This is a genomic window from Marvinbryantia sp. (assembly GCF_047017445.1).
Classification (GTDB): domain Bacteria; phylum Bacillota; class Clostridia; order Lachnospirales; family Lachnospiraceae; genus Marvinbryantia.
In genome coordinates this window covers 87,555-113,013 of the sequence record NZ_JBKXTT010000013.1, presented here as the reverse complement: position 1 = coordinate 113,013, position 25,459 = coordinate 87,555, and the positions used below count along the sequence as shown (strand labels likewise).

General features: G+C 52.7%; 23 protein-coding genes. 4 read left to right on the top strand and 19 right to left on the bottom strand.

The features are described 5' to 3' along the window. Window positions 1–19 precede the first annotated feature (19 nt). From ACLU9Q_RS14770 to ACLU9Q_RS14745, 6 genes are all read right to left on the bottom strand, one after another. On the bottom strand, window positions 20–1,144 hold the full coding sequence (locus ACLU9Q_RS14770; protein WP_412625522.1) for a sensor histidine kinase: 1,125 nt from the start codon (window positions 1,142–1,144) through the stop codon (window positions 20–22). Further along, window positions 1,134–1,829 carry a VanR-ABDEGLN family response regulator transcription factor gene (gene vanR / locus ACLU9Q_RS14765; RefSeq protein ID WP_296831379.1) on the bottom strand — a complete coding sequence of 232 codons (696 nt, stop codon included), beginning with the start codon at window positions 1,827–1,829 and terminating at the stop codon, window positions 1,134–1,136. Before vanR ends, ACLU9Q_RS14770 begins: the two co-directional genes overlap by 11 nt. 296 nt (window positions 1,830–2,125) lie before the next feature. Beyond that, window positions 2,126–2,560: an Hsp20/alpha crystallin family protein gene (locus tag ACLU9Q_RS14760; RefSeq protein WP_296831380.1), complete on the bottom strand. Its 435-nt coding sequence runs from the start codon at window positions 2,558–2,560 to the stop codon at window positions 2,126–2,128. Window positions 2,561–2,775: 215 nt separating this feature from the next. Beyond that, on the bottom strand, window positions 2,776–4,014 hold the full coding sequence (locus ACLU9Q_RS14755; RefSeq protein WP_296831381.1) for an AGE family epimerase/isomerase: 1,239 nt from the start codon (window positions 4,012–4,014) through the stop codon (window positions 2,776–2,778). 109 nt (window positions 4,015–4,123) lie between these two features. Continuing rightward, the gene (locus ACLU9Q_RS14750) at window positions 4,124–5,329 is read right to left on the bottom strand and encodes an ROK family transcriptional regulator (protein ID WP_296831382.1); all 1,206 of its coding nucleotides are present in this window, start codon (window positions 5,327–5,329) and stop codon (window positions 4,124–4,126) included. 121 nt (window positions 5,330–5,450) lie between these two features. Continuing rightward, window positions 5,451–6,476 (bottom strand): threonine aldolase family protein, encoded by a 1,026-nt coding sequence (locus ACLU9Q_RS14745; RefSeq protein WP_296831383.1) that lies wholly within the window; start codon window positions 6,474–6,476, stop codon window positions 5,451–5,453. Window positions 6,477–6,946: 470 nt separating this feature from the next. Here ACLU9Q_RS14745 and mgtE point away from each other — a divergent pair, with 470 nt between their 5' ends. Next, a complete protein-coding gene (gene mgtE, locus ACLU9Q_RS14740) occupies window positions 6,947–8,374 on the top strand; it encodes a magnesium transporter (RefSeq protein ID WP_296831385.1) in 1,428 nt (475 codons plus the stop codon). 45 nt (window positions 8,375–8,419) lie between these two features. Here the strand turns inward: mgtE and ACLU9Q_RS14735 are convergent, their stop codons facing one another. The 6 genes from ACLU9Q_RS14735 to ACLU9Q_RS14710 all read right to left on the bottom strand — a co-directional run bounded on the left by ACLU9Q_RS14735 (window position 8,420) and on the right by ACLU9Q_RS14710 (window position 13,520). Next, complete coding sequence (locus ACLU9Q_RS14735; protein WP_412625521.1) at window positions 8,420–8,923, bottom strand: putative ABC transporter permease; 504 nt, start codon at window positions 8,921–8,923, stop codon at window positions 8,420–8,422. A gap of 139 nt (window positions 8,924–9,062) precedes the next feature. Next, window positions 9,063–10,433: a 23S rRNA (uracil(1939)-C(5))-methyltransferase RlmD gene (gene rlmD / locus ACLU9Q_RS14730; protein ID WP_412625519.1), complete on the bottom strand. Its 1,371-nt coding sequence runs from the start codon at window positions 10,431–10,433 to the stop codon at window positions 9,063–9,065. A gap of 63 nt (window positions 10,434–10,496) precedes the next feature. After that, window positions 10,497–11,246 carry a hypothetical protein gene (locus ACLU9Q_RS14725; RefSeq protein WP_412625518.1) on the bottom strand — a complete coding sequence of 250 codons (750 nt, stop codon included), beginning with the start codon at window positions 11,244–11,246 and terminating at the stop codon, window positions 10,497–10,499. Continuing rightward, window positions 11,240–11,947 carry an ATP-binding cassette domain-containing protein gene (locus tag ACLU9Q_RS14720; RefSeq protein ID WP_412625517.1) on the bottom strand — a complete coding sequence of 236 codons (708 nt, stop codon included), beginning with the start codon at window positions 11,945–11,947 and terminating at the stop codon, window positions 11,240–11,242. Before ACLU9Q_RS14720 ends, ACLU9Q_RS14725 begins: the two co-directional genes overlap by 7 nt. A 29-nt stretch (window positions 11,948–11,976) precedes the next feature. Further along, window positions 11,977–12,360 (bottom strand): GntR family transcriptional regulator, encoded by a 384-nt coding sequence (locus ACLU9Q_RS14715; RefSeq protein WP_412625516.1) that lies wholly within the window; start codon window positions 12,358–12,360, stop codon window positions 11,977–11,979. Window positions 12,361–12,575: 215 nt separating this feature from the next. Next, window positions 12,576–13,520: a 3'-5' exoribonuclease YhaM family protein gene (locus ACLU9Q_RS14710; protein WP_296831391.1), complete on the bottom strand. Its 945-nt coding sequence runs from the start codon at window positions 13,518–13,520 to the stop codon at window positions 12,576–12,578. Between the two features lie 222 nt (window positions 13,521–13,742). Between ACLU9Q_RS14710 and ACLU9Q_RS14705 the strand changes: the two genes are divergently transcribed. Beyond that, complete coding sequence (locus ACLU9Q_RS14705; protein WP_296906337.1) at window positions 13,743–16,121, top strand: endonuclease MutS2; 2,379 nt, start codon at window positions 13,743–13,745, stop codon at window positions 16,119–16,121. Window positions 16,122–16,133: 12 nt separating this feature from the next. Continuing rightward, window positions 16,134–16,847, top strand: coding sequence for a response regulator transcription factor (locus tag ACLU9Q_RS14700; RefSeq protein WP_412625515.1), 714 nt, complete (start codon window positions 16,134–16,136; stop codon window positions 16,845–16,847). A 62-nt stretch (window positions 16,848–16,909) separates the two neighbouring features. Here ACLU9Q_RS14700 and ACLU9Q_RS14695 read toward each other — a convergent pair whose 3' ends face one another. The 6 genes from ACLU9Q_RS14695 to ACLU9Q_RS14670 all read right to left on the bottom strand — a co-directional run bounded on the left by ACLU9Q_RS14695 (window position 16,910) and on the right by ACLU9Q_RS14670 (window position 23,673). After that, window positions 16,910–17,410, bottom strand: coding sequence for a tRNA (cytidine(34)-2'-O)-methyltransferase (locus tag ACLU9Q_RS14695; RefSeq protein ID WP_296831394.1), 501 nt, complete (start codon window positions 17,408–17,410; stop codon window positions 16,910–16,912). Next, window positions 17,407–18,429 (bottom strand): AIR synthase related protein, encoded by a 1,023-nt coding sequence (locus ACLU9Q_RS14690; protein ID WP_296831395.1) that lies wholly within the window; start codon window positions 18,427–18,429, stop codon window positions 17,407–17,409. The genes ACLU9Q_RS14695 and ACLU9Q_RS14690 overlap by 4 nt, the downstream gene beginning before the upstream one ends. A gap of 27 nt (window positions 18,430–18,456) precedes the next feature. Continuing rightward, window positions 18,457–20,046: a VanW family protein gene (locus ACLU9Q_RS14685; protein ID WP_296831396.1), complete on the bottom strand. Its 1,590-nt coding sequence runs from the start codon at window positions 20,044–20,046 to the stop codon at window positions 18,457–18,459. A 248-nt stretch (window positions 20,047–20,294) separates the two neighbouring features. Beyond that, window positions 20,295–22,091: a B12-binding domain-containing radical SAM protein gene (locus ACLU9Q_RS14680; RefSeq protein ID WP_296906331.1), complete on the bottom strand. Its 1,797-nt coding sequence runs from the start codon at window positions 22,089–22,091 to the stop codon at window positions 20,295–20,297. A gap of 9 nt (window positions 22,092–22,100) precedes the next feature. Beyond that, window positions 22,101–22,613: a DUF4364 family protein gene (locus ACLU9Q_RS14675; protein WP_296831399.1), complete on the bottom strand. Its 513-nt coding sequence runs from the start codon at window positions 22,611–22,613 to the stop codon at window positions 22,101–22,103. A gap of 46 nt (window positions 22,614–22,659) precedes the next feature. Then, entirely contained in the window at window positions 22,660–23,673 is a 1,014-nt protein-coding gene (locus ACLU9Q_RS14670; protein WP_296831400.1) for a TIGR01212 family radical SAM protein, read from the bottom strand. 154 nt (window positions 23,674–23,827) lie between these two features. Here ACLU9Q_RS14670 and ACLU9Q_RS14665 point away from each other — a divergent pair, with 154 nt between their 5' ends. Continuing rightward, window positions 23,828–24,142 (top strand): hypothetical protein, encoded by a 315-nt coding sequence (locus ACLU9Q_RS14665; protein ID WP_296831402.1) that lies wholly within the window; start codon window positions 23,828–23,830, stop codon window positions 24,140–24,142. Here ACLU9Q_RS14665 and ACLU9Q_RS14660 read toward each other — a convergent pair. Further along, window positions 24,128–25,444 (bottom strand): replication-associated recombination protein A, encoded by a 1,317-nt coding sequence (locus ACLU9Q_RS14660; RefSeq protein ID WP_296906328.1) that lies wholly within the window; start codon window positions 25,442–25,444, stop codon window positions 24,128–24,130. The genes ACLU9Q_RS14665 and ACLU9Q_RS14660 overlap by 15 nt on opposite strands. Window positions 25,445–25,459 lie beyond the last annotated feature (15 nt).

The window sequence follows — 25,459 nt, the reverse complement described above, 5'->3', positions numbered from 1 at the left end:
TTTATTTCCTAAGAAAAGGTTAAGACTGCGGCAGCGTGACGGTAAAGGTCGTCAGTTCGTTTTCGCTTTCCGCCATAATAGTGCCGCCATGCAGCTCGACAATATCTTTTGCGATGGCAAGTCCCAGCCCGGCGCCGCCGGTGTTTGTGGCGCGGGCGCTGTCGAGGCGGAAGAATTTTTCAAAGATCGTCTCCAGCTTCTGCTTCGGGATCGTCCTTCCGTGGTTGCGGAAAAGTATCACGATTTCCTCCTCCCTCTCCTGCACTTCAATCTCGATCACCGTGTCCGGGTAGCTGTACGCCACCGCATTTTTCAGTATATTGTTGAACACGCGCGCCAGCTTCAGCGGATCACAGTAGATCATAATGCCCTCCTTCGCCTGCACCTGTGCGGTGTTTCCATGCCCCTGCAGGATCGGATAAAACTCATCCGCCATCTGGATGAGCATATAAGACAGGTCGATGCGCTCCTTTTCCAGCGCGATCTGCTGCAGGTTGTAGCGCGTGATCTCGAAAAATTCGTTGATAAGCCGCTCCAGACGGAGCGCTTTTTCCAGTGAAATGTGCACATACTTCGCCTTCTGCGCTGCCGGCATATCCGGCGCTTCCTCAAGGAGGCTCAAATATCCGATAACAGATGTAAGCGGCGTCTTCAGGTCGTGCGCCAGATAAACGATCAAATCATTTTTGCGGCTGACTTCTTCTTTCAGCGTCTGCTCGCGCCGCTGCATGTCGGTCTTGATTGCAGTCATCTGCATAGCGATCTCCTCATAGCCAGCAGGAAATATCTCCTCCACATCCCGGTCCCCCGCCATATAGCGACGGATCATGTTACTTGTCTCCGTAATGGATTCCCGCACTTTTTTCGCTGACTGGTAGCGCGCCGTCAGATGAACGGCGACGATGCAGATGAGGACCACCAGGATCAGCGCCTGCAGAAGAAGAACCTTGACACTGCCCCAGTCTGGCTGGTAGATATAAAAATCATCCTTCGTCATATAGGGGGTCGTATAATTCGCGGTAAACCAATCTATAAACATACCGTTAAAAAATACATCCACCATATTGTAGAGCCACAGGCAACCCACTACCGCCGCAATCGCGATCAATATTATTTTTGGCGTCCGTATCTTTTTATCCTTCAATTTTATAACCGCACCCCCAGACTGTTTTTATGTACTTCGGATTTTCAAAGGAATCTCCCATCTTTTCCCGCAGGTGACGGATATGGACCGTGATCGTGTTGCTGCTTTTCGTGAAGTATTCCTCCTTCCAGATCTGGCGGAACAGCTCCTCCGAGCTTACAACCTTTCCCCGGTTCTGACAGAGGATCTGCAAAATGGAAAACTCGGTCGGCGTCAGCTCCAGCGGCTTCTCATTCAGCCTGCACTCATGCGTCGTCACATTCAGCACCAGTCCGCCGTACTCAAACACGTCTGCCTCCGGCTGCGCGCCCACATTGTAGCGCTTATAGCGACGGAGCTGCGCCTTCACGCGCGCGACAAGCTCCAGCGGCAGAAACGGCTTTGTGATATAATCGTCCGCGCCGAGCGTCAGACCAGTGATCTTATCGACCTCTTCGCCCTTCGCCGTCAGCATGATGACAGGATAATTGTATTTTTCGCGAATTTTCCGGCAGAGCGAGAAACCGTCCATATCCGGAAGCATCACGTCCAGGATCGCCAGATCGAGCTTCTCCTTCTCAATACATTGCAGCGCATCCGCCGCACAATAGTATTTGTACACATGGAAATTTTCATTCCCAAGATATAATCCCACCAGATCCGCAATTTCCCGCTCGTCGTCCACGATCAAAATGTTCTCACTCATAGCTGTCCTCTCTGTTTTCACGGGAAGTACAAAATGACTCCCCTGTTTGATTTCTATTTGTTATTACTAAAATACAGGCTCAATATCCTCCTAAAAAATTACTCCGCTTCTCTCTAAATAAAATCTAAGTGAAATAACATTTCCAGTATAACATCCTCCGGCAAGGTTGTAAACCTACGGGAGCTGCCACAAGCAGCTCCCTTCGGATGCATGGCAACGCAAACAGGCGCAGAGCTTTTTCGTCTCTGCGCCTGCTGTATGAACTTTTTTTGTTTTATCGCCATTCTTCCAGGCTCTTAGCCCTCGATCGTGATGTATTTGCTATTCTCCACTGCCGGTTTTTCTTCCTGCTTCGGAACAAAGAGCTTCAGGGTGCCATCCTCAAATTTCGCCTTGATTTCCTCCTGCTTTACTTCCTCGCCTACGTAGAAGCTTCTGCTGCAGGTGCCGAAATGACGCTCTCTGCGGATGTATCTGCCGTTGCTGTCCTTTTCATCATTGCTGGTATTGGCGCTTGCCTGAATGGTAAGGTAGCCGTCCTTCAGCTCTGCCTTTACATCTTCTTTCTTCACACCCGGAATGTTCATCGTGATCTCATAGCCGTGCTCCAGCTCTTTGATATCAGTCTGCATCATGCTTGCTTTTACCACCTCATGCGGTCTCACTGCCTCAAACGGATATCCAAAAAAGTCATCAAACATATCTCTTCCAAAAATACTCGGCATCATCATAAGTCATCTCTCCTTTTCACAAAATATTGTGTCCATTTTTCTATTTTTAAAACATCTGGAAAGGATTCTTGTTTTATTCCGTCCTCTCTATCTGTTCTATATGTAATATAGCACACATTTTAGCACTCGTCAAGTGAGAGTGCTAATAATTTTGTGAAAATTTTGTGAACAAAAAGCTCTTCCGGTTTCCCAGAGGAGCTTTCCAAACCAATTCTTTATTTTCCAACCGCTTCCTTCACCGCGCAGGCAATGGAAGTGTCTACTCTGTGATACGGGATCAGCATGGACTGCAGTGCGTGGTAAATGTCGGATTTGCCCGGCCAGACAGTTCCGAGAAGCTGGTTGTGCTCATCGAGCTGATGGAACCAGGAGCCGTTTACATGATCCAGCACAGTCTCATCAAGATACTGCATAAATTCTGCATAGTTGTCCGCATATTGCTGCTTTCCGGTAACACGGTACAAAACAGCGGAGGTGTTGATCGCTTCCGCCAGCGTCCAGTGCATTCTGTCGTGTACGCATGGCTTGCCGTTCCAGTCTGTCGTGTAAACGATGCCCGGCGCGCCGTCCACATTCCATGCATCCGCGATCGCGCGGTTGAAAAGATTTTCTGCTGCTTCCACATACGGCTGTGCCTTTTCCTTCTCATTTTTATAGGTAGACAGCGCCCAGTGCGTGATCAGACGCGCCCACTCAATGCCGTGTCCTGGCGTTGCGCCGTACGGCTTAAACGGATCATCCGGCTTTTCCTTATTTTTTTCCAGATCCAGATCCCAGTCCTTCGTGAAGTGCTCCGGGATTCTCCATTCGTTGTCCTTCGCCCATGTAATTACATGCTCGACGATGCGTCTCGCACGCTCGCGGTAATTTTCTCTGCCAGTCGCATCAGCAACCGCAAGGAATGCCTCCACCGTGTGCATATTTGCGTTTACACCGCGGTAATCATCCAGCACCGTAAATTCTGTGTTCCAGGTATCGCAGGAAAGCCCTTCCGCCTCGTTCCAGAAACGCTTATCGTATAATTCCAGCGCTTCCTCCAAAAGCTTTTCTGCACCCGGTCTGTTTGCCAGCATGGAGGAGGTCGCCGCCAGGATTACAAATGCGTGCGCATAGCACTGCTTGTCCGGCAAAATTCCGCCCTCCGGCGTGCGACCCGGATACCAGCCGCCGTTTTCCGTATCCTTCAGCTCTCCGTTTAAGCCCTTCAGCGCAGCGTCAACAAGCTTCTCGCTTCCCTCATGTCCGAGCAGGCAGCCGATGCTGTATACATGCGCCATACGACAGGTGATCCATGTCTCGCGGTTGCGGTCCGTCCACGGCGTGCCGTCGTCTCCCAGATACCAGGAGCTTCCCTCCGGCGACGGGAATCTGTGCCCGAAGCGGAGCAGATCGTCTGCAAGCTCCTGTAAAAATGCCTTGTTTTCCTCTGTGTCGATCTGATACTTTTTGATCATGTCCTCCATCCCTTTCTGACTGCTCTTTTGCAGTCCGCTTTTCCTCGTTTAATGGTATATTTAATTTACTATTATTATAGCAAGTATAGAAGAGATGTCAAGACTGCTTTTACAAAATATAACTGCTCAGCTCTCCCTTAAACATCTGATTCACCACGTTGCACGCCGCCCCGATAAGCTGCGCCTCTTTCCCGAAATAAGCCTTTTTCACCGGCAGGGGACTCTGGTCGTGCACCACCTTCCGCTCATTTACCAGTTCCTCCAGCCTGCGGACATGACGCTCATCCCAGTCGATGCAGTCATGTCCGAGCACGATCATTTCCGGGTGCAGGATATTCACGCTGGTGACAAGGACGGCGCTGACGTCCTGAAGCATTTCCTCAAAGACCGCCTCTGTTCCTGTGGTCGGCGGCATACGGCAGAAGTCAGCGAAAGAGGCGGTTTCCGGCGTTCCTGAAGGATCGTCCGCGCCTGCTCCCTCCCCGGCTGCCGCCCGCAGTTTCTTTAAAACAATATGTGTATTTGCGTACAGCTCCAGGCATCCCCGGTTGCCGCAGACACACAGAGGCCCTCTGCGATCAATACTGATGTGACCGATCTCCGGCGCGATTCCACGATGGCTGTGGTAAAGCTCGCCGCCGCTGACGATTCCGGAGCCGATACCGTTTGAGATACCGAGAAACAGAAAATCCTGCACATTTCTTCCAATACCGAACAGCCGCTCCGCAAGCGCCGCGCTGTTGTTATCGTGATCAAAAAAAACAGGATACGCATATCTTTCCTTCAGCACCTCTAAAATCGGTACATTGCGGATGCCGTAAAACCGCGGCGGATTCAGGATCACGCCCTTCCAGATATCCACCGGACCGATCGCCGCCACGCCGATACCAAGAATATATTTCTCCTTTTCGAGCAGCCGGTCGATCACCGCAAAGCAGTGTTCATATAGCTGCTCCTTTGTCAGCGAATCAAACTGAATACTCTCCGTTGCCAGCGTCTTCATGGAGATGGTGCACAGCACGGCCTCTATGCGGTCGCGGAAAATCAAAAGCCCGATCACCTTCGGCGCTTTCGGCGAAATCTCCAGCAGGATCGGATTTCTGCCGCATACTTCCGTCTGCTCTTCCTCGCACTCTGCGACCAGATTCTGCTGCATAAACTCCGAAATAATATTCGTCACGGTCATCTTCGTCAGCCCGGTGGCTTTCGAAAGCTCGATGCGCGTCCGGCAGACCTTTGTCGCGATCAGCTTCAGCAGAAGTCCCCGGTTAAACTGCTTCGAGGTAATGTTATTTTTTCCTGTCATACGGGACATCCGTCCGCCTCCTTCCGATACTGCAGATAATCAGGAAATCACTCCACCGCCAGTGACGCCGTCTTTGGGCTGCGCAGGGCAGCACCGACACCAGGCCATCACAGCGTTCGGACAGCCCGGATTACAATACCCGCCGCAGCGTCTCCATATCCGCATCTGTCGTGGACCAGCTCGTTACAAAACGGACAACAGTGTGCGTGTCGTCGAGATTTTCCCAAAAGCTGAATTTTATCTCCTTCTTCAGCTCCTCCATTCGTTTATTTTCCAGAATGATAAACTGCTGGTTTGTGGGAGAGGCCAGATAAATATCAAGATTCTTGCTGCGGAAAATCTCTTTCAGCTCCTCCGCCTTCCCGATCGCATAGCGTCCGATCTCAAAATACAGATTGTCGGTAAACAGCGCGTCAAACTGCACGCCAAGCAGGCGTCCCTTCGCAAGCAGCGCGCCCCGCTTTTTCACAGACGTCAGAAAATGCTTCGGCTTGTTTCCCTTCGTAAAAACCACCGCTTCGCCGCAGAGCGCGCCCACCTTGGTGCCTCCAATGTAAAAGACATCGCAAAGCTCTGCCAGTTCCGGCAGAGTGACGTCCGTCTCATGACTCATCAGCCCGTAGCCAAGGCGCGCGCCATCCACAAAAAGCGGCATCTGATATTTATGACACACCTCTGCGATATCCTGCAGTTCCTTCTTAGAATAAAGCGTGCCATACTCCGTGGGGTGCGAAATATAAACCATGCCCGGAAATACCATATGCTCAAAATTTTCATCAGCATAATACATTTCCATATACTTTTGCAGCGTTTCCGCCTGAATCTTTCCCTCTTTCTGCGAAATTTCCAGCACCTTGTGCCCGGTATACTCGATCGCGCCCGCCTCATGCACGCTCACGTGACCGGTTTTCGCTGCAACCACGCCCTCGTAATCCTTCAGCATAGAAGCGATCACAACGGCATTCGTCTGCGTGCCGCCCACCAGAAATTCTACCTCTGCCTGCGGACATCCGCACGCCTCGCGGATCTTTTTCTTTGCTCTTTCGCAGTATGGATCTGTCCCGTAGCCGGAAAGCGGCTCCAGATTCGTCTCCATCAGTCTTTTCAATACCCTAGGATGCGCCCCGGCAATATAATCGCTCTCAAATGAAACCATAATTTTCCCTCTCTGCGTATTTTCTGAACGGGCGGTATCCGTCCGCTTTTTCTATCAAATCATTCTATCTTATTTTTCTAAGATCCGCAACATTGCGTTCAATCAATTTTAAAACGCTTGTTGAAATTTCCGGCAGGCAATGCTAGAATAAGCCTTAGGATCCCAGATTATCTCCGGCATCCATAAATTTTGAAAAGAGAGGTGAGATTATGGACGGCAGCAGCGGTGGACGAAGTAGCGACAGGGCAGTTATCCGGCGGAAAGTTTTCAGACGCACGCCGTCTGTTTTCTGACCGTTTTTATAGCTGCCATTGTCTGTTTGAAAACTGCGCTACATCATCAGCAGAGCCGGGTGTAGAGCATATTACTGACGGCAATGGTTTTTTTGTGCTCTTTTTGCCGGTCGGTATCTCAGCGCCTGTCTTTGCTCAGTCAATATGACAATTCTTGAGTAAGGGAGGATACAGACAATGACGACAAGAAAAAATATTTCAGGCGGCGCCGCAGCCGCAATGCAGCACCCGGATTATGACCGTGAAATTATTACCGTGATCCGAAGCGGGCTGACGCCGAAGCTTCTGCGGGAACGCCTGCATGAATATCACGAAAAGGATCTCGCGGAAGCGCTGGAGCTTCTGCGCAGGGATGAGCGCCACAGGCTTTACAGTATTCTGGATACGCAGACGCTTGCAGATATGCTGGAGTATTCGCCGCAGCGCAATCTTTATCTGGAAGAAATAAGCATGCGCAGGCGCGTCGCGGTTCTCTCCGCCTTTGACGTCACATCGACAGTGGAATATCTGCAGCAGCTCGATAAAGACCAGCGCGACACGATAATCGATCTGATGGAGGACGATCTGAAAAAGGAAATCGCACTCTCCAGTTCCTTCGGCAAAGAAGAAATCGGCAGTCGGATGACCACCAACTATATTTCTGTTGTCGAGGGCGCCGGCGTGCGCCAGGCAATGAAGGAGCTGATAGAGCAGGCGTCAGAAAATGATAATATTTCCACTATTTACGTACTGGACGGGGACGGCGTCCTGGTGGGCGCGGTGGATTTAAAGGATCTTATCATCGCCCGCGAATCGACGCCGCTGGAGACGATCACTACCACCTCGTACCCCTATGTCTACGCGAGCGAGCTGATTGAAGACTGTGCGGACCGCATCCGCGACTATTCCGAGGATTCCATTCCGGTTCTTGACGAAAACAATCGTCTCGCGGGCGTACTGACCTCGCAGGATATGATAGACATCGTCGACGATATTCTGGGCGACGATTATGCGAAGTTCGGCGGTCTTTCCTCGGAGGAGGATCTGCAGGAGCCGGTGAAAAAAAGTATCACCAAACGCCTTCCATGGCTGATCATCCTGCTCGGGCTTGGCATGGTAGTGTCCGGCACCGTCAGCCTGTTTGAGTTTGTTGTCGTACAGCTTCCTCTGCTCGTGAGCTTCCAGTCGCTCGTGCTCGACATGGCCGGAAACGTCGGAACGCAGTCGCTTGCTGTAACGATCCGTGTGCTGATGGACGAGCAGCTCACTGCAAAGCAAAAGCTCTTTCTTATAACCAAGGAAGCACGCATCGGCTTTCTGAACGGCGCCATCCTGGGCGCACTCTCCTTTGTGTGCATCGGCGGCTATCTGATGCTATTTAAAGGGCAGACAGCACTGCACGCGTTTTCCATCTCACTTTGCACCGGAATCGCACTGCTGACAGCCATGGTGCTCTCCAGCATCGCCGGAACCGGGATTCCAATCCTGCTGAAAAAAATAAAGGTCGATCCTGCGGTGGCTTCCGGTCCGCTTATCACTACCATCAACGACCTCGTCGCCGTGGTCACATATTATGGACTTGCCTCTGTTTTACTGTTAAAGCTTGTGCCTGGGATGGTCGGATAATGCCAGACGGACGCCGGATTTTCCGACGCCCGTCTGTTTTTCATTTCACCGGATCGCACTCACCACGGCATCCGCGGCGATCACCGCCAGCCCGGTCGTCGCGGCAATGTCCGCCGGTTTTCTGTGATCCATGTAAAACTGTCGGATGCGCGGCTCCGCTTCCTTCAGCATCAGCACTCCGAAGAAGCCCCATATAAGGGAAAACAGCGGACTTACACGCGTGCCGATGCTGAAAGGTATCATAGAGTAGTCCCACAGCAGCCTGTGGAATATGGTTTCAAACGCAAAGGATACAACATATTCCAGCACCGACGCCAGCACGAAGATTTCCAGAAAAGAAACCCATTTCTTTTTATGATTGCAGAAAAGCGTGACGGCGACCACACCGAAGCCATAGATCGGGCAGTACGGACCGTACAAAAATCCCGGAATCACTAATTTTCTGCAGAACAGCGAACGGAACGGAACCTCGATGCACCACCCGGCAACGCTGATCGTCACAAACAAAAACACCAAATAAAGCACCATCATCCTGTCATGTGTTCTCATTTTCTCATCTCCCCTTTTTCGGCAGCAATTTTTTTGCTGCCGGAGCGCCATGCTCATTTCCCCTTGCGCACGCACCCACAGCCTTTTTATATTCCCTGATACTTTTCTGCCGTCATATTTCCAAACGGCTACGACTTGCTTATTTTGAACCACCTGCGCAGCATTCAAGCTGCACGGCGGTTTCTACGTGAACGCTCATTGGAAACTGGTCGACCGCCCGGCAGCGCTTCAGCGTGTAGCCGTTATCGCACAGAATCCGCAGATCACGCGCCAGCGTAGCGCTGTCGCAGCTCACATACACTACGCGCTCCGGCCGCATCTCAATAATGGTAGAGAGCAGCGAATCGTCGCAGCCCTTGCGCGGCGGGTCGACCACGATCACCTCCGCGTGAATGCGGTGCTTCCGATAGACCTCCGGCAGGATTTCCTCCGCTCTGCCCACAAAGAACTGCGCGTTTGCAATGCCGTTGATCTTCGCGTTGCGGCAGGCGTCGTCGATCGCCTGCGGAATGATCTCAACGCCGTACACCTGACGCGCCTTCTGCGCCAGAAACAGCGAGATCGTTCCGATGCCGCAGTACAGATCCCACACCGTCTCATTTCCGGTCAGCCCCGCGTATTCCAAAGCCAGCGAATACAGCTTTTCCGTCTGCACCGGATTCACCTGGAAAAACGAGAGCGGCGATATCTGGTAGCGGATGTTTCCAATATAATCTTCGATGTACGGTTTTCCCCAGAGGACCCGCACATCCTTTCCCATGATGACGTTCGTCTTTTCGCGGTTCGTGTTGATGGAAATACTGGTCATGTTCGGTATCTTTGTCAACGCCTCCACCAGCTTTTCCTCCTTCGGGAGCGTGCGTCCATTAACCACGATGCACACCATCACTTCCTTCGTCGTAAAGCCGCAGCGGATCAGCACATGGCGCACCAGCCCGCGCCCGGTCGTCTCGTCATACGGACTGACAAGCTCTTTTTCCATGTAGGAAATGATGATATTTAAAATTTCCTCGTTTACCTCTGCTCCAAGGAAACACTTGCGGTTGTCAACGATGGAATGCGTGCGTCCCGCATAAAATCCGGCAACGATGCGTCCGTTTTTGTCCCTCCCGATAGGAAACTGTGCTTTGTTGCGGTAGTAAAACGGCTGCTCCATGCCGATGATCGGCTCCATCGGGATATCCGTGAATTTTCCGATACGCTCCAGATTTTCACGCACCTTTTTCTCCTTGAACCGAAGCTGCTCCTGATAATTCATCTCCTGGATCTGACAGCCGCCGCACTGCCTTGCCACCGGGCACACCGCCGGTACCCGGAAGGGCGAGGGAGTAAGAAGCTTCATCAGACGGGCGTAGCCATACGTCTTTTTCAGCTTCATGACCTTTGCCTCAATCTCATCACCCGGTATCGTATCCTTCACAAAGAGAACCATATCCTCCGCGCGTCCGATGCCGAAGCCCTCGGCGCTGATATCTTCGATTGTCAGTTGTACCATATCGTCTTTCTTCATAGATCCTTCAAAATCCTCCCTCAACCATGCACGCTGTCCTCTCCGATCAAATCCAGCGCTATATTAAACACTCAGCCGCCGCTCCATAATCCAGCCGGCCGCCAGATACATCACAACAATTTCAATAAATAATGCTCCGATCGTCAGACCGTACTGCAGCATCTCATTTGCCATGGATGCCGGAATGCATTTGTCTACAATCCAGCCGCACACCCATCCGAGCAGCAGATAAAGGATAAAACTCACTACGCCGCTGAAGCGTCTGCCCGCCAGAACCGTAGCGGAGAGGGTGATTGCCAGATAGCCCGTCACCACCAGCATCAGCCAGGAGACCAGGATGGAGAAAAATCCCATCGCAAGACTCTGTGCGGAAATATTGATTTCCAACTGGAGGTTAATCATCAGATCATGCAGCATATCCAGAAACTGTTTTACGCCGCCGATGTAAATGACGCCGACGGTAAAGTCGAGCGCTGCAAGCGCGGCAAAGCAGGCGCCGGTAAGCAGAATGGATATGCCGTTTTCGAGCACCTTTGCGCCGAGCACCTGGTAGCTGTTCGTCGGCGTGAGAAACAGCATATAACTCTGCTTGGTATTCAGGTCGCGGTGAAACACCAGCAGGCTTTCGATACCGATATAAAGGATGCCGAACATAGCGCAGCACAACAGACCAATAATCCCAATCACAAGCCCTTTGTCCCAGTCGAAGAATACGCCGATGAGATAGGCGATTTCCACAACTGCCGTTATAATCAGAAGAATAAATTTTGAAAACATCGTTTTGCGCAGTTCGTATTTCATTAATTTCAGCATGTTGTTTCCCCTCCATGTCCATAAATTTCCCGGTACAGATCTACCACAGATTTTCCGCGCTCCTCGCGCAGCTCCTCCACGCCGACCATTTCCACCAAGTGACTTTCTTTCATAAAGATAGCGCAGTCTACCACCTTTTCCAGTTCATCGACCAGGTGGCTTGAGATCACCAGCGTGGTGTCCTCGCCCGCCGACTCCAGCACGCTGCGGATAATCTCATCGCGCGCCAGCAGGTCGATGCCGTTTAGCGGCTCATCCAGCAAGTATACCTTTGCTTTTCTCGCCATGGTGACGGCTATTTTCAGCTTCGCCATCATGCCGGAGGAAAGGCTCTTCGTCTTCATCTCCGGCGAAAGCTCCATCCGTCCGATCAGACGCTCGTAGTGTTCCATGGAAAAGTCCTCGAAAAAGTCGTCGTAATATTTGCCAACGTCCTTAATCGTCATCCAGTTGTAAAAATACGGCTCCGTGGACATGTAAGCGACCTCCCGGCGGCTCTTCGGACCGACCGGCTCTCCATTGTAGAAGAAGCCGCCGCTGCTCGGCTTTACCAGCCCGACCGCCATTTTCATCAGCGTGGTCTTTCCGCTTCCGTTCGGACCGAGCATCGCGTAGATCCTGCCCGGCTCCAGCTTAAAGGAAACATTGTCCACCGCTGCTTTTCTTCCGTAAAGCTTTGTGATTTCCCTGCATTCTAACATATTTATTCTCTCCTTCTTTTAATTGTTGTCTACTGCGCTTTGTCGCCCGCCGCTTCCGTTTTTGCCTGGTAGCGCCCGAGCAGCTCCACCGCCTCTTCCCCGGAGATGCCAAGACGCTTCATCCCCCCCAGAAATTGGCTGATAAGGTCACCTGCCATTTCTTCTTTCATCTGTGCCGCCTTTTCCTTATCCTCCGTCACAAAGGTTCCCATGCCGCGTTTTGTAAAGCATACCCCCTCGCTCTCCAGCTCCTTGTACACTCTGCCTGCCGTATTGGGGTTGATGGTATACTGGATCGCAAGATCGCGGACAGACGGCATCTTCTCGCCAAGCGCGAGCCTTCCGGCGACAATATCATGCTTGATAGCCGTCATCACCTGTAAATAAATAGGGAGTGCCGGATTGTAGTCCATAATTTCCTCCTTCTTTTAAGTGTATCTGTGTACTAGATATATAGTACACTAAGTTGCTAGATATGTCAATAGTCTTTTTTAATATTCTAAACAAAAAAAGAGACATGCGGATAAAAATCTGCATATCTCTCATTTGACTTTCTGCTATTTTTCGTGCTCAGATTTTACAGCAGCAGGCTCCCGCATCAGTCCTTGCAGTTTCCCTGCCACGCCTGTCAGCGGCTTGTCCTGCGCACGTTTGAATCAAAAATGCGGTTAAATCCAAGCCAGCCATTATTGTCGCCCGCGCCTTTGATGATCTCCTTAAAAGATTCCAGCTTGGCGTCGGTGTTGTCCGCCATGGTCAGCGCCACCGCCTCGATCAGCGCCGGCTTTTTGGGCGAACCGTACTCCAGCTCCCCGTGGTGAGCGAGGATGCAGTGGCACAACTCCGCGGAAAGGCGCTTCGGGAAATTCGGGATGCGGCGGATGCTCGCGCGCACCAGCTCGGTTCCCATGTAAATATGTCCGAGAAGCTGCCCGTCGTCCGTGTAGTCATTTTCCGGGAACACGGAAAGCTCCTTCATTTTCCCGATGTCATGAAATGCCGCCGCTGTCAGCAGAAGGTCGCGGTTCAGATCAGGGTACTGTCTGCAGTAAAAGTCGCAGAGCTTCACCACTCCGAGCGTATGCTCCAAAAGCCCTCCCACAAAGCCGTGATGCACCGCTTTTGCAGCGGAGTGGAACTTAAACGCCTTCTCAAACGCCTCGTTATTCTCAAAATACATGGCGAGAAGCTGCTCCAGATACGGATTCTGCACCGTGCCAAGGATCTGCTTCAGCTCGCCGTACATTTCGTCCACGTCTTTTTCGGAAACCGGAAGGTAATCCTGCGGTTCGTACTCGCCCTCCTGCGCTCTGCGGACGCGCTTGATGGAAAGCTGCAGCGCACCCTGGAAGTTGCTCACATCTCCCACGACGTCCACGTAATCCATCGCCTCAAATTCCTCTATGCCGCCCGAATTCGGCTCCCATATTTTCGCATCGATGGTGCCGGTCTTATCCTGCAGGATCACGTTTTCATACGGCTTGCCGTTCTTCGTCATTGCCGCCTGCTTGTACTTGCACAGATAAATATCGCTGATACGGTCTCCCTCTTTAAAATTGCCGATAAATTTCATATAAATTGCTCCTCATTCTATCTTCACAAAATCACAGTTTCTGTTTTATGTACGGTTCCTCCGCAGCACGCGGAGGCTCCTTCGGAGCTATTATACTAAAACCGCCCGCCAATAACAAGATAAATTTGCAGATTGCCTTATTATGTGATAAACTAATGTTACTGTGCACTCCGTTCACAGCAAACCAGAGTTTCACTGTTTATACGCAATAAGGAGGTTTTCATGAACACAAAAGTGCTGAAAACATTAGAATATCATAAAATCATCGACCGTCTGACGGAGCTTGCCGGTTCCGTGCTCGGAAAGGAGCTTTGCAAAAATCTGCTGCCCTCCTCCGACATCGAAGAGATCCGTATGCTGCAGGCGGAGACCAGCCTGGCGCTGGCCATGCTCTACCAGAAGGGACATGTCTCCTTCTCCGGTATCACCGACATCCGCGGCTCGCTGAAGCGTCTGGAGGTCGGAAGCATTCTCGGTCCGTCCGAGCTGCTTGCCATTTGCCATCTTCTTGAGGTCTGCAGCCGCGTAAAGGCTTACTCCCGCAAGGAAAACACCGACGCAGAGCCAAGCACCCTGGACGTGATGTTTGACGCGCTGCAGCCGCTCACACCGGTTGCAAATGAGATCCGCCGCTGCCTGCCCTCCGAGGAGGAGGTCAGCGACGACGCAAGCCCCACGCTTCGCAGCATCCGCCGCGCAATGCGCCAGATGAACGACAAGGTACACGCCCAGCTCAATTCCATGGTAAACGGTTCCTCGCGCACCTATCTGCAGGACGCCGTCATCACCATGCGAAACGGGCGCTACTGCCTGCCGGTAAAAGCAGAATACCGCGGACAGGTGCAGGGCATGATCCACGACCAGTCCTCCACCGGCTCCACGCTGTTCATCGAACCGATGGCAGTCATTAAATTGAATAACGAGCTGCGCGAGCTGGAAATCAGGGAAGAAAAAGAAATTGAAGTGATCCTCGCAAATTTAAGCGGGCAGGCAGGCGCCGAGCTGGAAGCCCTGGAGAGCGATCTTACGCTGCTCACAAAGCTGGATTTTATTTTTGCACGCGCACAGCTTTCCAAATCCTATAACGGCAGCGAGCCGGTCTTAAACGACAAAGGCATCATCAACATCAAGAAGGGACGTCACCCGCTGCTCGATAAAAAGAAGGTCGTTCCCATCGACATCCGTCTTGGAAAAGAATTCGACCAGCTTATCATCACCGGCCCGAACACCGGCGGAAAAACGGTTTCTCTGAAAACCGTAGGGCTGTTCACACTGATGGGGCAGTCCGGTCTGCACATTCCGGCGTTCGACCAGTCGGAGCTTGCTGTTTTTGAGGAGGTATTCGCGGATATCGGCGACGAGCAGAGCATCGAGCAGAGCCTCAGTACCTTCTCGGCGCATATGACAAATATTGTATCTATTTTAAATGAAGCAAACGAGCGCTCGCTGGTGCTCTTCGACGAGCTGTGCGCCGGGACCGATCCGACGGAGGGCGCCGCGCTTGCTATCTCTGTGCTTTCAAACCTGCACCGCGCGGGCATCCGCACAATGGCAACCACGCACTACAGTGAGCTGAAGGTTTATGCGCTCTCCACCCCCGGCGTAGAAAATGGCTGCTGCGAATTTAATGTCGAAACTCTGTGCCCCACCTATCGCCTTCTGATCGGCATTCCCGGCAAGAGCAACGCATTTGCCATCTCCGCAAAGCTCGGATTGTCGGAATATATTATTGAAGAAGCGCGCGGGCAGCTCTCCCAACAGGATGAGGATTTCGAATCGCTCATCAGCGACCTGGAGACAAGCCGCGTGACGATCGAGCGCGAGCGCGAAGAGATCAATCATTATAAAGACGAGATCGAGCGGCTGAAAAAACGGCTGGAGCAGAAGCAGGAAACGCTGGATGCAAGCCGCGAGCGCATTCTGCGCGAGGCAAACGAGCAGGCGCACGCGATTCTGCGCGAGGCGAAGGAATACGCCGACACGACCATCAAAAACTTCAACAAATTCGGGAAACAGGGCATTGACTCCAGAGCGATGGAGCAGGAGCGCTCCCGTCTGCGCGAGAAAATGTCCTCCGTAGAAAAAAATATGACGCTGAAAGCACAGCGCGCACCGTCGAAGGAGCTTCAGCCAAAAGATCTGCACCTCGGCGACAGCGTGCGTGTGCTGAGCATGAACTTAAAGGGAATCGTCAGCACGCTTCCGGACGCAAAGGGAAATCTCTTCGTACAGATGGGCATTCTGCGCTCGCAGGTAAATATTAAGGATCTGGAAAAAATCGCCGACATCGAGGCAGCGACGCCCTACAAGCGTCAGACTGGCAGCGGAAAAATCAGAATGTCGAAATCCGCTTCCGTTGGCATCGAGATCAATCTGCTCGGAAAGACTACCGACGAGGCGATCGCTGAGCTGGACAAATACCTGGACGACGCCTACCTCTCCCACATGCCGAGCGTGCGCATCGTACACGGAAAGGGAACAGGGGCGCTTCGAAAAGCGGTACACAATTATCTGCGCCGCCAGAAGCATGTGGAATCCTACCGGCTCGGAGAATTTGGGGAAGGAGACGCCGGGGTGACAATTGTGACTTTCAAAAATTAACAGGAGGTAAGCATGAACAGCCCACAAAAACTGATGCTTGTGGAACAGGATATACAAACTGCCCGCACGCTGCGGGATGCTTTAAAAACCGGATTTTCAGAGGTGCAGGTGGCTTTTGACGGAGCCACCGCCGCCAGAGAGCTTGCCGCACGGCAGGCAGATTTTATCGTGGTGGACAAGGACACCGTACCGCGCATTGATTATGCCGATCTTTTCCGGGAGCTGCGCCCGGCCAGGAGCACGCCGCTGCTGGTTCTTTCCAGCAGCAGGGATGTGCTGGAAAGGGTGCGGGCGCTGGACGCCGGAGCGGATGATTTTCTGGAAAAGCCGATTGACACGCGCGAGCTGATTTCCAGAATCCACGCCATCTGGCGCCGCACGCTGACGCCGCCGCCCACCGCTGCGAAGCGGTCGCTCCCGAAATATGTGGAATATCCGCAGCTTATCATCAGCCTTTCCAATTATAGCGTGACCTGCGATGGCGAGACAGTGGACATGCCGCCCAAAGAGCTGGAGCTGCTTTACTTCCTGGCATCAGCTCCCAATCAGGTGTTCACGCGCGAACAGCTCCTCGACCATGTCTGGGGCTACGATTACATCGGGGACGCCCGGACGATCGACGTACATATCAAACGCATCCGCGAAAAAATAAAAGACCATGAAACATGGTCTTTGGATACGGTATGGGGCGTCGGCTATAAATTCCGCGCGGCAGAAGCGCTGTAAAATATGCATTCCCTGCGTCAGTATCCTTTCGCGCCGGTCTGTGCAAAACTCTGCCGCCCATTTTACCTCCAGTCGTATTTTGTGAGGTGCCCAGTCAGCTCCATCTGAGCGAACCGGTTCTGACGCAGAGCCTCGTAGAGTACGATCGCCACCGCATTGCTTAAATTTAAAGAGCGCGTCTCCCCGATCATCGGAATGCGCACTGCCGTCTCCTGATGCTCCAGAAGGATTTCCTCCGGAATGCCGGCGCTCTCTTTCCCAAACATCAGATAACAGTCCGGCTCATAATGCACCTCTGTGTAGGTCTGCGGCGCTTTCGTCGTTGCCATGTAGATTTTCGCTCCCGGATTTTTCTCCAGAAATTCCTCGAAATCAAGATAACGCGTGACATCAAGCTCCTTCCAGTAATCCATCCCTGCCCGTTTGATCGCCTTTTCACTCAGGCTGAAGCCAAGCGGCTCGATCAGATGCAGCCGCGCTCCGGTCGCCGCGCAGGTTCTGCCGATATTCCCTGTGTTTGACGGAATTTCCGGCTCAAATAATACAATATTCAACCTGCTCATAACATGCCTCTCTCCTTCCAGATCTCATCCTGCGCGGGACGATCGAGAAAACGCCGCTCCTCGCCGTTTATCAGTATCCGGTCGTTGGACTCTGTCAGCTTTCCAATAATTGCCGCCGGAATACCGTGCCCCGCAAGCTCCATTTCCACCCGCCGTCCGTCCGGTGCCGCGATCAGAAGCGCGCCGCCCGAAAGCAGGCAGTAGGGATGACAGCCAAAATATTCACAGATCTCAATCGTCTCCTGGCGGATAGGGATTTTTCGAAGCTCCGCTGTCAGGCCGCACTTTGCGCCCTCACACAACTCCCACAGTGCTCCAAAAATGCCGCCCTGCGAAGCGTCGTGCAGCGCCGCCGCGCCGCAGTCCTTTGCAATGCGCGCCGCCTGCAGAATGCTGATGCTTTTCCCGAAGCTCTTCGCCTGCTCCACAAATGTCACTGGGAACCGCTTCTTTAATTCCTCTTCGTGCGCCCATGCAAGCAGCGCCGTCCCCTCGCGCCCGATCGTGCCTGCCACCAGAAGATCCATGCCGGGCAAAGCATTTTTCGCACAAAGTACAGCGTCCGCATCAGTCCCGGCATCTGCCGCACGCCCGGCGTCTACGGTTCCAAGCGCCGTCACCGTCAGCACGGGAAGCTTCACTGCCGGATTTACCTCCGTATGCCCGCCGGCGATCTGTATTTTTAATTCTTTGCAGACGGCTTCCGCCTCCCGCATGATTTCTTTTAAAAGCGCTTCCTCCGCTTCCCTGGGCAGCAGCACAGTCAGAAGCGCCGCCGTCGGCTCCGCGCCGGAGCACCCCAGATTATTTACCGCATGTTCCACGGCAAAACGCACCTTTTTTATGGTATCCAGCATCGCAGGATGCACAGAACAGGAAACGGCAGATTTCTCTGCCGTTAAAATGACTGCGCAATCACCGCCGCTTTCGGCGCCCTGCAACACTGCCGGATGCGTGCCTGTACATTGCTTCAAAACGGAACGCTTTAAAACTGATTCCGAAATTTTTCCTGTTTTCATACTTTTTCTCTCTTTAATCTGAATTTCCTACTCCCAGATCACAACTCCGTCTCCCGCGCCCGTATCATATCCGGCGTTGGGATCGACATAATCCGTTGCCAGTGTTTCCGTAGCAACCGTATCGGTCGCCGGTGTTTCTGTGGTAACTGTATCGGTAGCCGGCGTCTCCGTCGCAACCGTATCCGTTTCTGTGGTCTCCGTCTGCGTGGTAACTCCCGCTGCCGCCGCCTGCGCCGCCGCCAGATCGTTTAACGCGATCGCATTCAGCAATGCGTCCGAGGCTCCACTCGTTCCAACCTCCCAGCTCGCCGGTGTTGCCTGGTAGTAGCTGGTGTTCACAAGCTCTGTCGTCGTCTCACCGTTGTACGTTATCTCTTTCCAGCACTCCGCGCTCACACCGCTCATCGCCGACTGCACCTGGTTAAAGTATCCGACCGGCTGATCCGGCGCCGCATAAAGCGCTACGCCTTCCGGGTACGTTTCACTGATCGTATTGCTGTAATAATAGATAAAGCGGTCTGCCGGACGCGTCTCCTTGCCCCAGATACTAAAAGTCAGCTCGCCGCCGTAGGCATAGCCGGAGATCAGGATCGGCGTATCCAGATTATTGCGGAACACCAGATCCATGCTGCCCTCAGCGATCGCCGCATCCATCGAATACGGAACGTAGGACACCGTCATTGTGTGATTATGCCGCTCGACAATTTCAAGCTCCGCCAGCAGCAATGCGTTGTACAGCGTTGTGGACACCTGGCAGATACCGCCGCCGTAGCCCTGTACAACACGCCCCATCGCATATTCCGGCGCCAGCTCGTAGCCGTTTTCCGCCGTAAACGGTACCAGATGATCGCATACGGAGAAGGTCTCACCCGGATAAACAATATGATTATTGATCAGCTCCGCACCGCGCTCTACATTCATATTTCGCCCGGCGGTGGAACCATAAGGCGTCGTATACGTGCCAAGGCAGTCTGTAATGGATTCCAGATCCTCCTCGCTTCCGCGCGGCTCATCCAGCTCGACAGCCAGCGCAACCGTCCCCTCTCCGCCCTGCCATTCGTTTGCAATGTAGTCCTGCACCGCTTTTACCGATTCGTCTACGTTGATAACCTGACCGGTAACGCCCGGCTGTATATTGATTCCGCCGCTGCCGTCGGCGCTGACGGATACCTCCTGCGCTTCCTTCTCAAACTGCTTGCATTTTTCTTCGATAAAATCTCTCACCGCATTTGCGTTCGCACTGAATTTCAGCGGGAGCACCTGTGTTTCCTGTCCAAGATTTTTCCTGTCCTTGTAGCGCTTTATCGGATTGCCGGAATTGCCAAGATCGATGGCGTCCTGCACCACGTTTCTGTTATCCCACTGCAGCCCAAGCTCGCTTGCCGTCGCTTCAACGCTGTCCTCTCCCACCTGGACAGTGATCACCGCCGAGCGTGCCTGCGCGATCCGCTGCTCCACCAACGTATCCGCCTCGCTGTATGTCATGCCGGACACATTGATATCGCTAATATAGATACCATCGCCAACGCGCACCTGCTCCTCTGCAGATGCACAAAAGACGCCCATCGCCGCAAATGCGAAAATAAGCGTAATCAGAAACCTCTTTTTTAATTTCATTTTATACCCCCGGTCTTTCTTATAAAAACGCGCCGATAATCGTCGTGACCACCATCGCCAGGATCAGCAGAATTGCGATCACTGCGGCAATTACACGTCTTCTATCGTCCTTCTTTTTCATGTTCGCCATATTTATCACCTCTTATCCTCAGCCTGTTAATAGCTATCCGATGCTATGTCTATTCTATGCTATTTTGCCAAATCTATCAAGTAAATTTTATGTGAACAGTAATGCTGCTTCCTTTCTCTTACAATACCACCTCGCAGGCAGCCGCTTCCTGTGTCAGCGGACTGCGCTTCTGATAATCAAACAGGATCCAGCGTGTCCCCTCCCGGCAGTCCCCGCATACATTGTAATGAAACCGCTCCAGATGCGTCATGTTCATCATCTGCTTCGCACTGCGCCCCTCATAGCCCGCGAGCAGACTGCGTTTTTCCTCCTCCCTTCGGAAAAACGCCAGCATCTCCGGTTTGTCGGCGTTCTGATCCCCCGCCCATGCCGGGCGGCTCTTGCTGTTTTCGCGCAGATACAGATCAAAAATCAGCAGCTCATCATAAAGCGCAGCGTCCGTTTTTGTGCGGATAAAATCGCGTAAAATATCAAAGCGCGCCATCCGCGTGTGCTTCTTTCCGGCATTCCCGCTGCGCTCGTAATACTCTGCCAGCTCCAGATACATTGCGAACGGATGCGCAAATTCCCCCTCCAGACGGCCCATGGTGTGCGCAAACTGTCCGCTGTTGTAGTAGACCTCCACCATCTCCTCGACCATTTTCAGCTTCAGAAGCTCGCCGTAGGAAACCCAGCGGGTATGCAGCACCTCGTAAACCGGCTGCCTTCGGTAGCAAAGCCCGTAATCCGCCGCCCTCCGGTGCATCTTCGATCCCTTTAAGACCTTCAGAAAGCCAAGCTGAAGCTGCTCCGGGTGCAGTCCGTACACATCATTAAAAGAACGCACAAAGCTTTCATAATCCTCACAGGGCAGCCCGGCGATCAGGTCGAGATGCAGGTGGATATTTTCGCCGCTCTGCAGCCTTCGCACGATCGCAGACAGTTTTTCAAAATCAGAAATCCGATTGATTTCCGCCAGTGTCTTCGGATTCGTCGACTGCACTCCGATCTCCATCTGTGCCAGCCCCGGACGGAAGGTATTTAAAAGCGCCAGTTCCTCTTCACTCAGCAGCTCAGCTGCGATTTCGAAATGAAAATTTGTCACACCGTTGTCATGTTCTCTGATAAACCGCCAGATTTCCATTGCGTGGCTGTGACGGCAGTTAAACGTCCGGTCCACAAACTTCACCTGCGGAACCTTCTGCTCCAGAAAAAAAGCCAGTTCGCGCTTCACCTTTTCCGTACTGCGGAAGCGCACACTTTTATCTATAGAAGAAAGACAGTAGCTGCACGAAAACGGACAGCCGCGGCTGCTCTCATAGTAAATGATGCGGTTTTCAAAATCTTCCAGGGAATCGTACAGAAACGGCAGTTTATCCATATCAAGACACGGACGCGGCGCAGTGGTATGGACCGCTCCCATTGTATCCCGAAACACGATTCCACGGATATCCGGCTGCCCGCTCTCACGGCAGGAATACCAGGCGGCAAGTTCCGCAAAGGTTTCCTCTCCCTCGCCCACCATGACGCCGCGCACCTGCGGATGGTTCGCAAGAAACGCCTCCGCATCATAGGATGCCTCCGGTCCGCCAAGCCATAACTCCGTCTCCGGCAGGATATGCGGCAGATCATCAAGAAGCTCTTCCACCTTCCTGAGATTCCAGATGTAGCAGGAAAACGCCAGTACATCCGGCTTCTTTTTGTAAATCCCGCGCAGGATTTCGTCCGTCTCCTGGTTAATTGTAAATTCTGCGATTTCTATCCCGCAAAAAGCAGGCGTTCCTTTCCCGCCGCTTTGCCGCGGCGCCGCCGTATCTTCACAGGCTGCGTGCCCGCCCTTTTCCTTCAGGAAACGCTCCGCGTATGCTTTCAGACTATACACCGCCGGATTGGAATGTATATATTTTGCGTTGATGGCCGCCAGTAAAATCTTCATGATGTTCCTCTACATTAATTCTTTCATCAGGTATCCGTAAATCTGCTGGCTCTTCTTTTTCCAGTTATCGCAGAGAACGATCGCCTGCTGCTCCAGAGGCACCGTAAGCGCCACCTCCACCAGAATATTCTCCTTCTCCTTCACCTGGAGCTTCGCCGTAAATTCATTTCCACTTGTCCGGTAATAATCTGCGATCACCGCGTTGTCATTTCGCATCTGCAGCTTATTCTTGCGGAAATACGTTTCAATATCGGCTTTTATCCCGTCGGAAACATCATTTCCAAAATAAGCAAGCGTCTCCTTCCCGCTCTCGGTCATCACATAGCGCGTGCTGTTGCGGATCGTTTTTGCCTCCAAAAGACCGGATTCTATCATGTCCGCCAGCGTCTCCTGCACGGTAAAGTAATCCGTGTACTGCTCTTCCAGTATAAACGCCGTGATCTGGCTGTTCGTAAGCTCAAATTCCACCTTGTCCAGCATAGATAAGATAATCAATTTGTAAAGTGTATGCACATCCTGCATGTGCGATCCCCCTCTCACGTATTGCCGGAGTCTGCTGCCCCTTCTATCATTGCTCTGAAAAATATTTCCCCTGCCAGATTGCCTCTTCCCTCATCCGGCTGTGAATGGTGTTCAGCACCGTCCGCTTTTTGCTGCTCCAGAGCGGAGCTAAAAGAAGCTCTTTCGGGCCGTCCCCTGTCAGCCGATGGATCGTGATATCCGGCGACAAATGCACCACACAATCCAGGATCAGGTCAATGTAAGCGTCCATAGACAGAACCTGTATCGCAGGCTGCTCCGCCGCATCGTTTGCATCCGGTATTTCATCGCAGCCGCGCGCGCCGTGCATCTGCCGCAGGTACAGTTCCCCGAGATCCGTGCCGCGCAGAATGTGCAATAGCTGCAGCTTGATGCCCTGGATGTCTGCCCGATTCAGATAGTCTATCGTCTCCAGTATTTCTTTTCGTCCCTCTCCCGGAAGCCCCAGAATGGTGTGTACGATCACTTCAATATTGCGGCTGCGCAGCCCGCGCACCGCCTCCTCAAAGCAGGAAAGCTCATAGCCTCTGCGGATAAAGCGCGCCGTCTGCGGATGTATCGTCTGCAGCCCCAGCTCTACCCACACGGGCTTTTTGTGATTCAGTCGCCCAAGAAGCTCCAGCACTTCTTCGGGCAGGCAGTCTGGTCTTGTGGCTACCGAGAGCACCGCCACCTCGTCATCCCCGATTGCTTCCGTAAAGATTTTTTCCAGATATGCCGCAGGCGCGTACGTGTTTGTGTATGCCTGAAAATAGGCGATGTATTTTCTCGCCGGCTTCTTTTTACGCAATGCTTCCTTCTGCCAACGAATCTGCTCTGTAATCGACAGACTGCGGTCGGCGGCAAATTCCCCGCTCCCGCCCGCGCTGCAGAAAATACAGCCGCCCGTTCCCACGGTTCCATCGCGGTTCGGGCAGGTCATTCCTCCGTTCAGAGAAAGCTTATACACTTTTTCGCCAAACTGCTCCCGCAGTCGGAAATCCAGAGAGCGGTACGGCTTTTCACCCCACATGCGTCTCTGCGTTTCTGCCTGGTCCTGCATTTTTCCTCCGCTCCCTTTTCCAAATTACCTATTTATAGATTATAGCTTCCGCTGCATTTCCTGTCAACAAGGCGCGGCTACCTCTTCCCCTTTTTCCTTCTGTGTGGTATACTGGTGGAAAATAAAAACTCATTTATTCAAAAAGGAGTACATAATGAATTTAACCCAGGATCAACAGGAAAAGCTTACGCTCGCTATCCAGGCGGCGATCGGCGTACTTGTTATCGGGCTGTCCGTGAGAAACACCGCCCGGATACAAACCGCCGAGATGAAAAAGCTTGCCAGAAAGGACACGAAGCAGCAGGCACGTATGCAGAAAAATGAGTATGCTATGAAAAATAAGCTGCTGAAGCAAAAGTACCGCGCAAAGCTCAGACGCGCCAGAAATTCCGGCAGACGCAGCCCGCTTTTTACTGCGGGCAGAAAGCCGCGGTCCGGCAAGGAAGCCCTTTTCTCACGCCTCATGTAACCAGTCCATATATTTCCGGATCTGCTTTTCGTATCCATTTTCGGATGGATGATAGAATACCTGGTCTTTGATCTCATCGGGCAGATACTGTTGCCGCGAAAAGTGTTTCGGGAAGTCGTGCGCATACTCATAGCCAACGCCGTGGCCGAGCTTTGCCGCTCCTTTATAATGGGAATCCTGCAGATGCACCGGCACGGTCGCCTTGAAATTTTTCACTGCCTCCGCCGCCGAGAACACCGCGTTGCAGGCGGCATTGCTCTTTGGCGCCGTGGCAACGTACAGGACCGCCTGTGAAAGAATGATCTGCGCCTCCGGCATTCCGACGCGCTCTACCGCCTGCGCCGCGGCAACCGCCACCTGCAGAGCCTGCGGGTCTGCGTTTCCCACATCCTCCGATGCGCAGATCATGATACGGCGCGCAATAAACGTCACGCTCTCACCCGCATACAGCATCCTCGCAAGATAATAGACCGCCGCGTCGGGATCAGAGCCGCGCATACTCTTGATGAACGCCGAGATCGTATCGTAATGATTGTCCCCTGTTTTGTCATAACGCACCGCCCGTTTCTGAATGCACTCTGACGCTACGTCAAGCGTCAGATGAATTTTCCCATCACTGCCGCGCTCTGTTGTGAGAACGCCAAGCTCCACTGCGTTCAGCGCTGCCCGGGCGTCTCCGCCCGCCACATCCGCCAGAAAATTCTTTGCATCCTCATCGATCACCGCGCCGTAATTGCCCATCCCGCGCTCTTTATCGTACACCGCGCGGTCAATTAACTTGCAGATGTCCTCCTTCGCGAGCGGCTTCAGCTCAAACACGACGGAGCGGGAAATGAGCGCGCTGTTCACCTCAAAATACGGATTCTCCGTCGTCGCTCCGATGAGGATCAGTGTGCCGTCCTCCACAAACGGCAGAAGATAATCCTGCTGCCCCTTGTTGAAGCGGTGAATCTCATCCACGAAAAGAATCGTCTTTCTTCCATACATGCCAAGGCTGTCCTTCGCCGCCCTCACCACGTCCTCCATGTCTTTTTTCCCGGCAACCGTCGCATTGATCTGCTTAAAATCGGCGCTGGTCGTGTTGGCGATCACCTTCGCAAGCGTTGTTTTCCCCGTGCCGGGCGGTCCGTAAAAAATCAGCGAGCTCAGCTTATCCGCCTTGATCGCACGGTACAAAAGCTTTCCCTCCCCGATGATCTCCTGCTGCCCGACCACCTCCTCCAGTGTGCGCGGGCGCAGGCGCGAAGCAAGCGGCGCTTCACGCTCCATGGTATTTTGTCTCATATAATCAAATAAATCCATCGTATTTCCTTCCTG

What these genes read in the sequence shown, in the direction of transcription:
- vanR (WP_296831379.1), bottom strand. Translation starts at nt 1,829, where the DNA reads ATGAGTGAGAACATTTTGATCGTGGACGACGAGCGGGAAATTGCGGAT.
- ACLU9Q_RS14760 (WP_296831380.1), bottom strand. Translation starts at nt 2,560, where the DNA reads ATGATGATGCCGAGTATTTTTGGAAGAGATATGTTTGATGACTTTTTT.
- ACLU9Q_RS14755 (WP_296831381.1), bottom strand. Translation starts at nt 4,014, where the DNA reads ATGATCAAAAAGTATCAGATCGACACAGAGGAAAACAAGGCATTTTTA.
- ACLU9Q_RS14750 (WP_296831382.1), bottom strand. Translation starts at nt 5,329, where the DNA reads ATGTCCCGTATGACAGGAAAAAATAACATTACCTCGAAGCAGTTTAAC.
- ACLU9Q_RS14745 (WP_296831383.1), bottom strand. Translation starts at nt 6,476, where the DNA reads ATGGTTTCATTTGAGAGCGATTATATTGCCGGGGCGCATCCTAGGGTA.
- mgtE (WP_296831385.1), top strand. Translation starts at nt 6,947, where the DNA reads ATGACGACAAGAAAAAATATTTCAGGCGGCGCCGCAGCCGCAATGCAG.
- ACLU9Q_RS14735 (WP_412625521.1), bottom strand. Translation starts at nt 8,923, where the DNA reads ATGAGAACACATGACAGGATGATGGTGCTTTATTTGGTGTTTTTGTTT.
- rlmD (WP_412625519.1), bottom strand. Translation starts at nt 10,433, where the DNA reads ATGAAGAAAGACGATATGGTACAACTGACAATCGAAGATATCAGCGCC.
- ACLU9Q_RS14725 (WP_412625518.1), bottom strand. Translation starts at nt 11,246, where the DNA reads ATGCTGAAATTAATGAAATACGAACTGCGCAAAACGATGTTTTCAAAA.
- ACLU9Q_RS14720 (WP_412625517.1), bottom strand. Translation starts at nt 11,947, where the DNA reads ATGTTAGAATGCAGGGAAATCACAAAGCTTTACGGAAGAAAAGCAGCG.
- ACLU9Q_RS14715 (WP_412625516.1), bottom strand. Translation starts at nt 12,360, where the DNA reads ATGGACTACAATCCGGCACTCCCTATTTATTTACAGGTGATGACGGCT.
- ACLU9Q_RS14710 (WP_296831391.1), bottom strand. Translation starts at nt 13,520, where the DNA reads ATGAAATTTATCGGCAATTTTAAAGAGGGAGACCGTATCAGCGATATT.
- ACLU9Q_RS14705 (WP_296906337.1), top strand. Translation starts at nt 13,743, where the DNA reads ATGAACACAAAAGTGCTGAAAACATTAGAATATCATAAAATCATCGAC.
- ACLU9Q_RS14700 (WP_412625515.1), top strand. Translation starts at nt 16,134, where the DNA reads ATGAACAGCCCACAAAAACTGATGCTTGTGGAACAGGATATACAAACT.
- ACLU9Q_RS14695 (WP_296831394.1), bottom strand. Translation starts at nt 17,410, where the DNA reads ATGAGCAGGTTGAATATTGTATTATTTGAGCCGGAAATTCCGTCAAAC.
- ACLU9Q_RS14690 (WP_296831395.1), bottom strand. Translation starts at nt 18,429, where the DNA reads ATGAAAACAGGAAAAATTTCGGAATCAGTTTTAAAGCGTTCCGTTTTG.
- ACLU9Q_RS14685 (WP_296831396.1), bottom strand. Translation starts at nt 20,046, where the DNA reads ATGAAATTAAAAAAGAGGTTTCTGATTACGCTTATTTTCGCATTTGCG.
- ACLU9Q_RS14680 (WP_296906331.1), bottom strand. Translation starts at nt 22,091, where the DNA reads ATGAAGATTTTACTGGCGGCCATCAACGCAAAATATATACATTCCAAT.
- ACLU9Q_RS14675 (WP_296831399.1), bottom strand. Translation starts at nt 22,613, where the DNA reads ATGCAGGATGTGCATACACTTTACAAATTGATTATCTTATCTATGCTG.
- ACLU9Q_RS14670 (WP_296831400.1), bottom strand. Translation starts at nt 23,673, where the DNA reads ATGCAGGACCAGGCAGAAACGCAGAGACGCATGTGGGGTGAAAAGCCG.
- ACLU9Q_RS14665 (WP_296831402.1), top strand. Translation starts at nt 23,828, where the DNA reads ATGAATTTAACCCAGGATCAACAGGAAAAGCTTACGCTCGCTATCCAG.
- ACLU9Q_RS14660 (WP_296906328.1), bottom strand. Translation starts at nt 25,444, where the DNA reads ATGGATTTATTTGATTATATGAGACAAAATACCATGGAGCGTGAAGCG.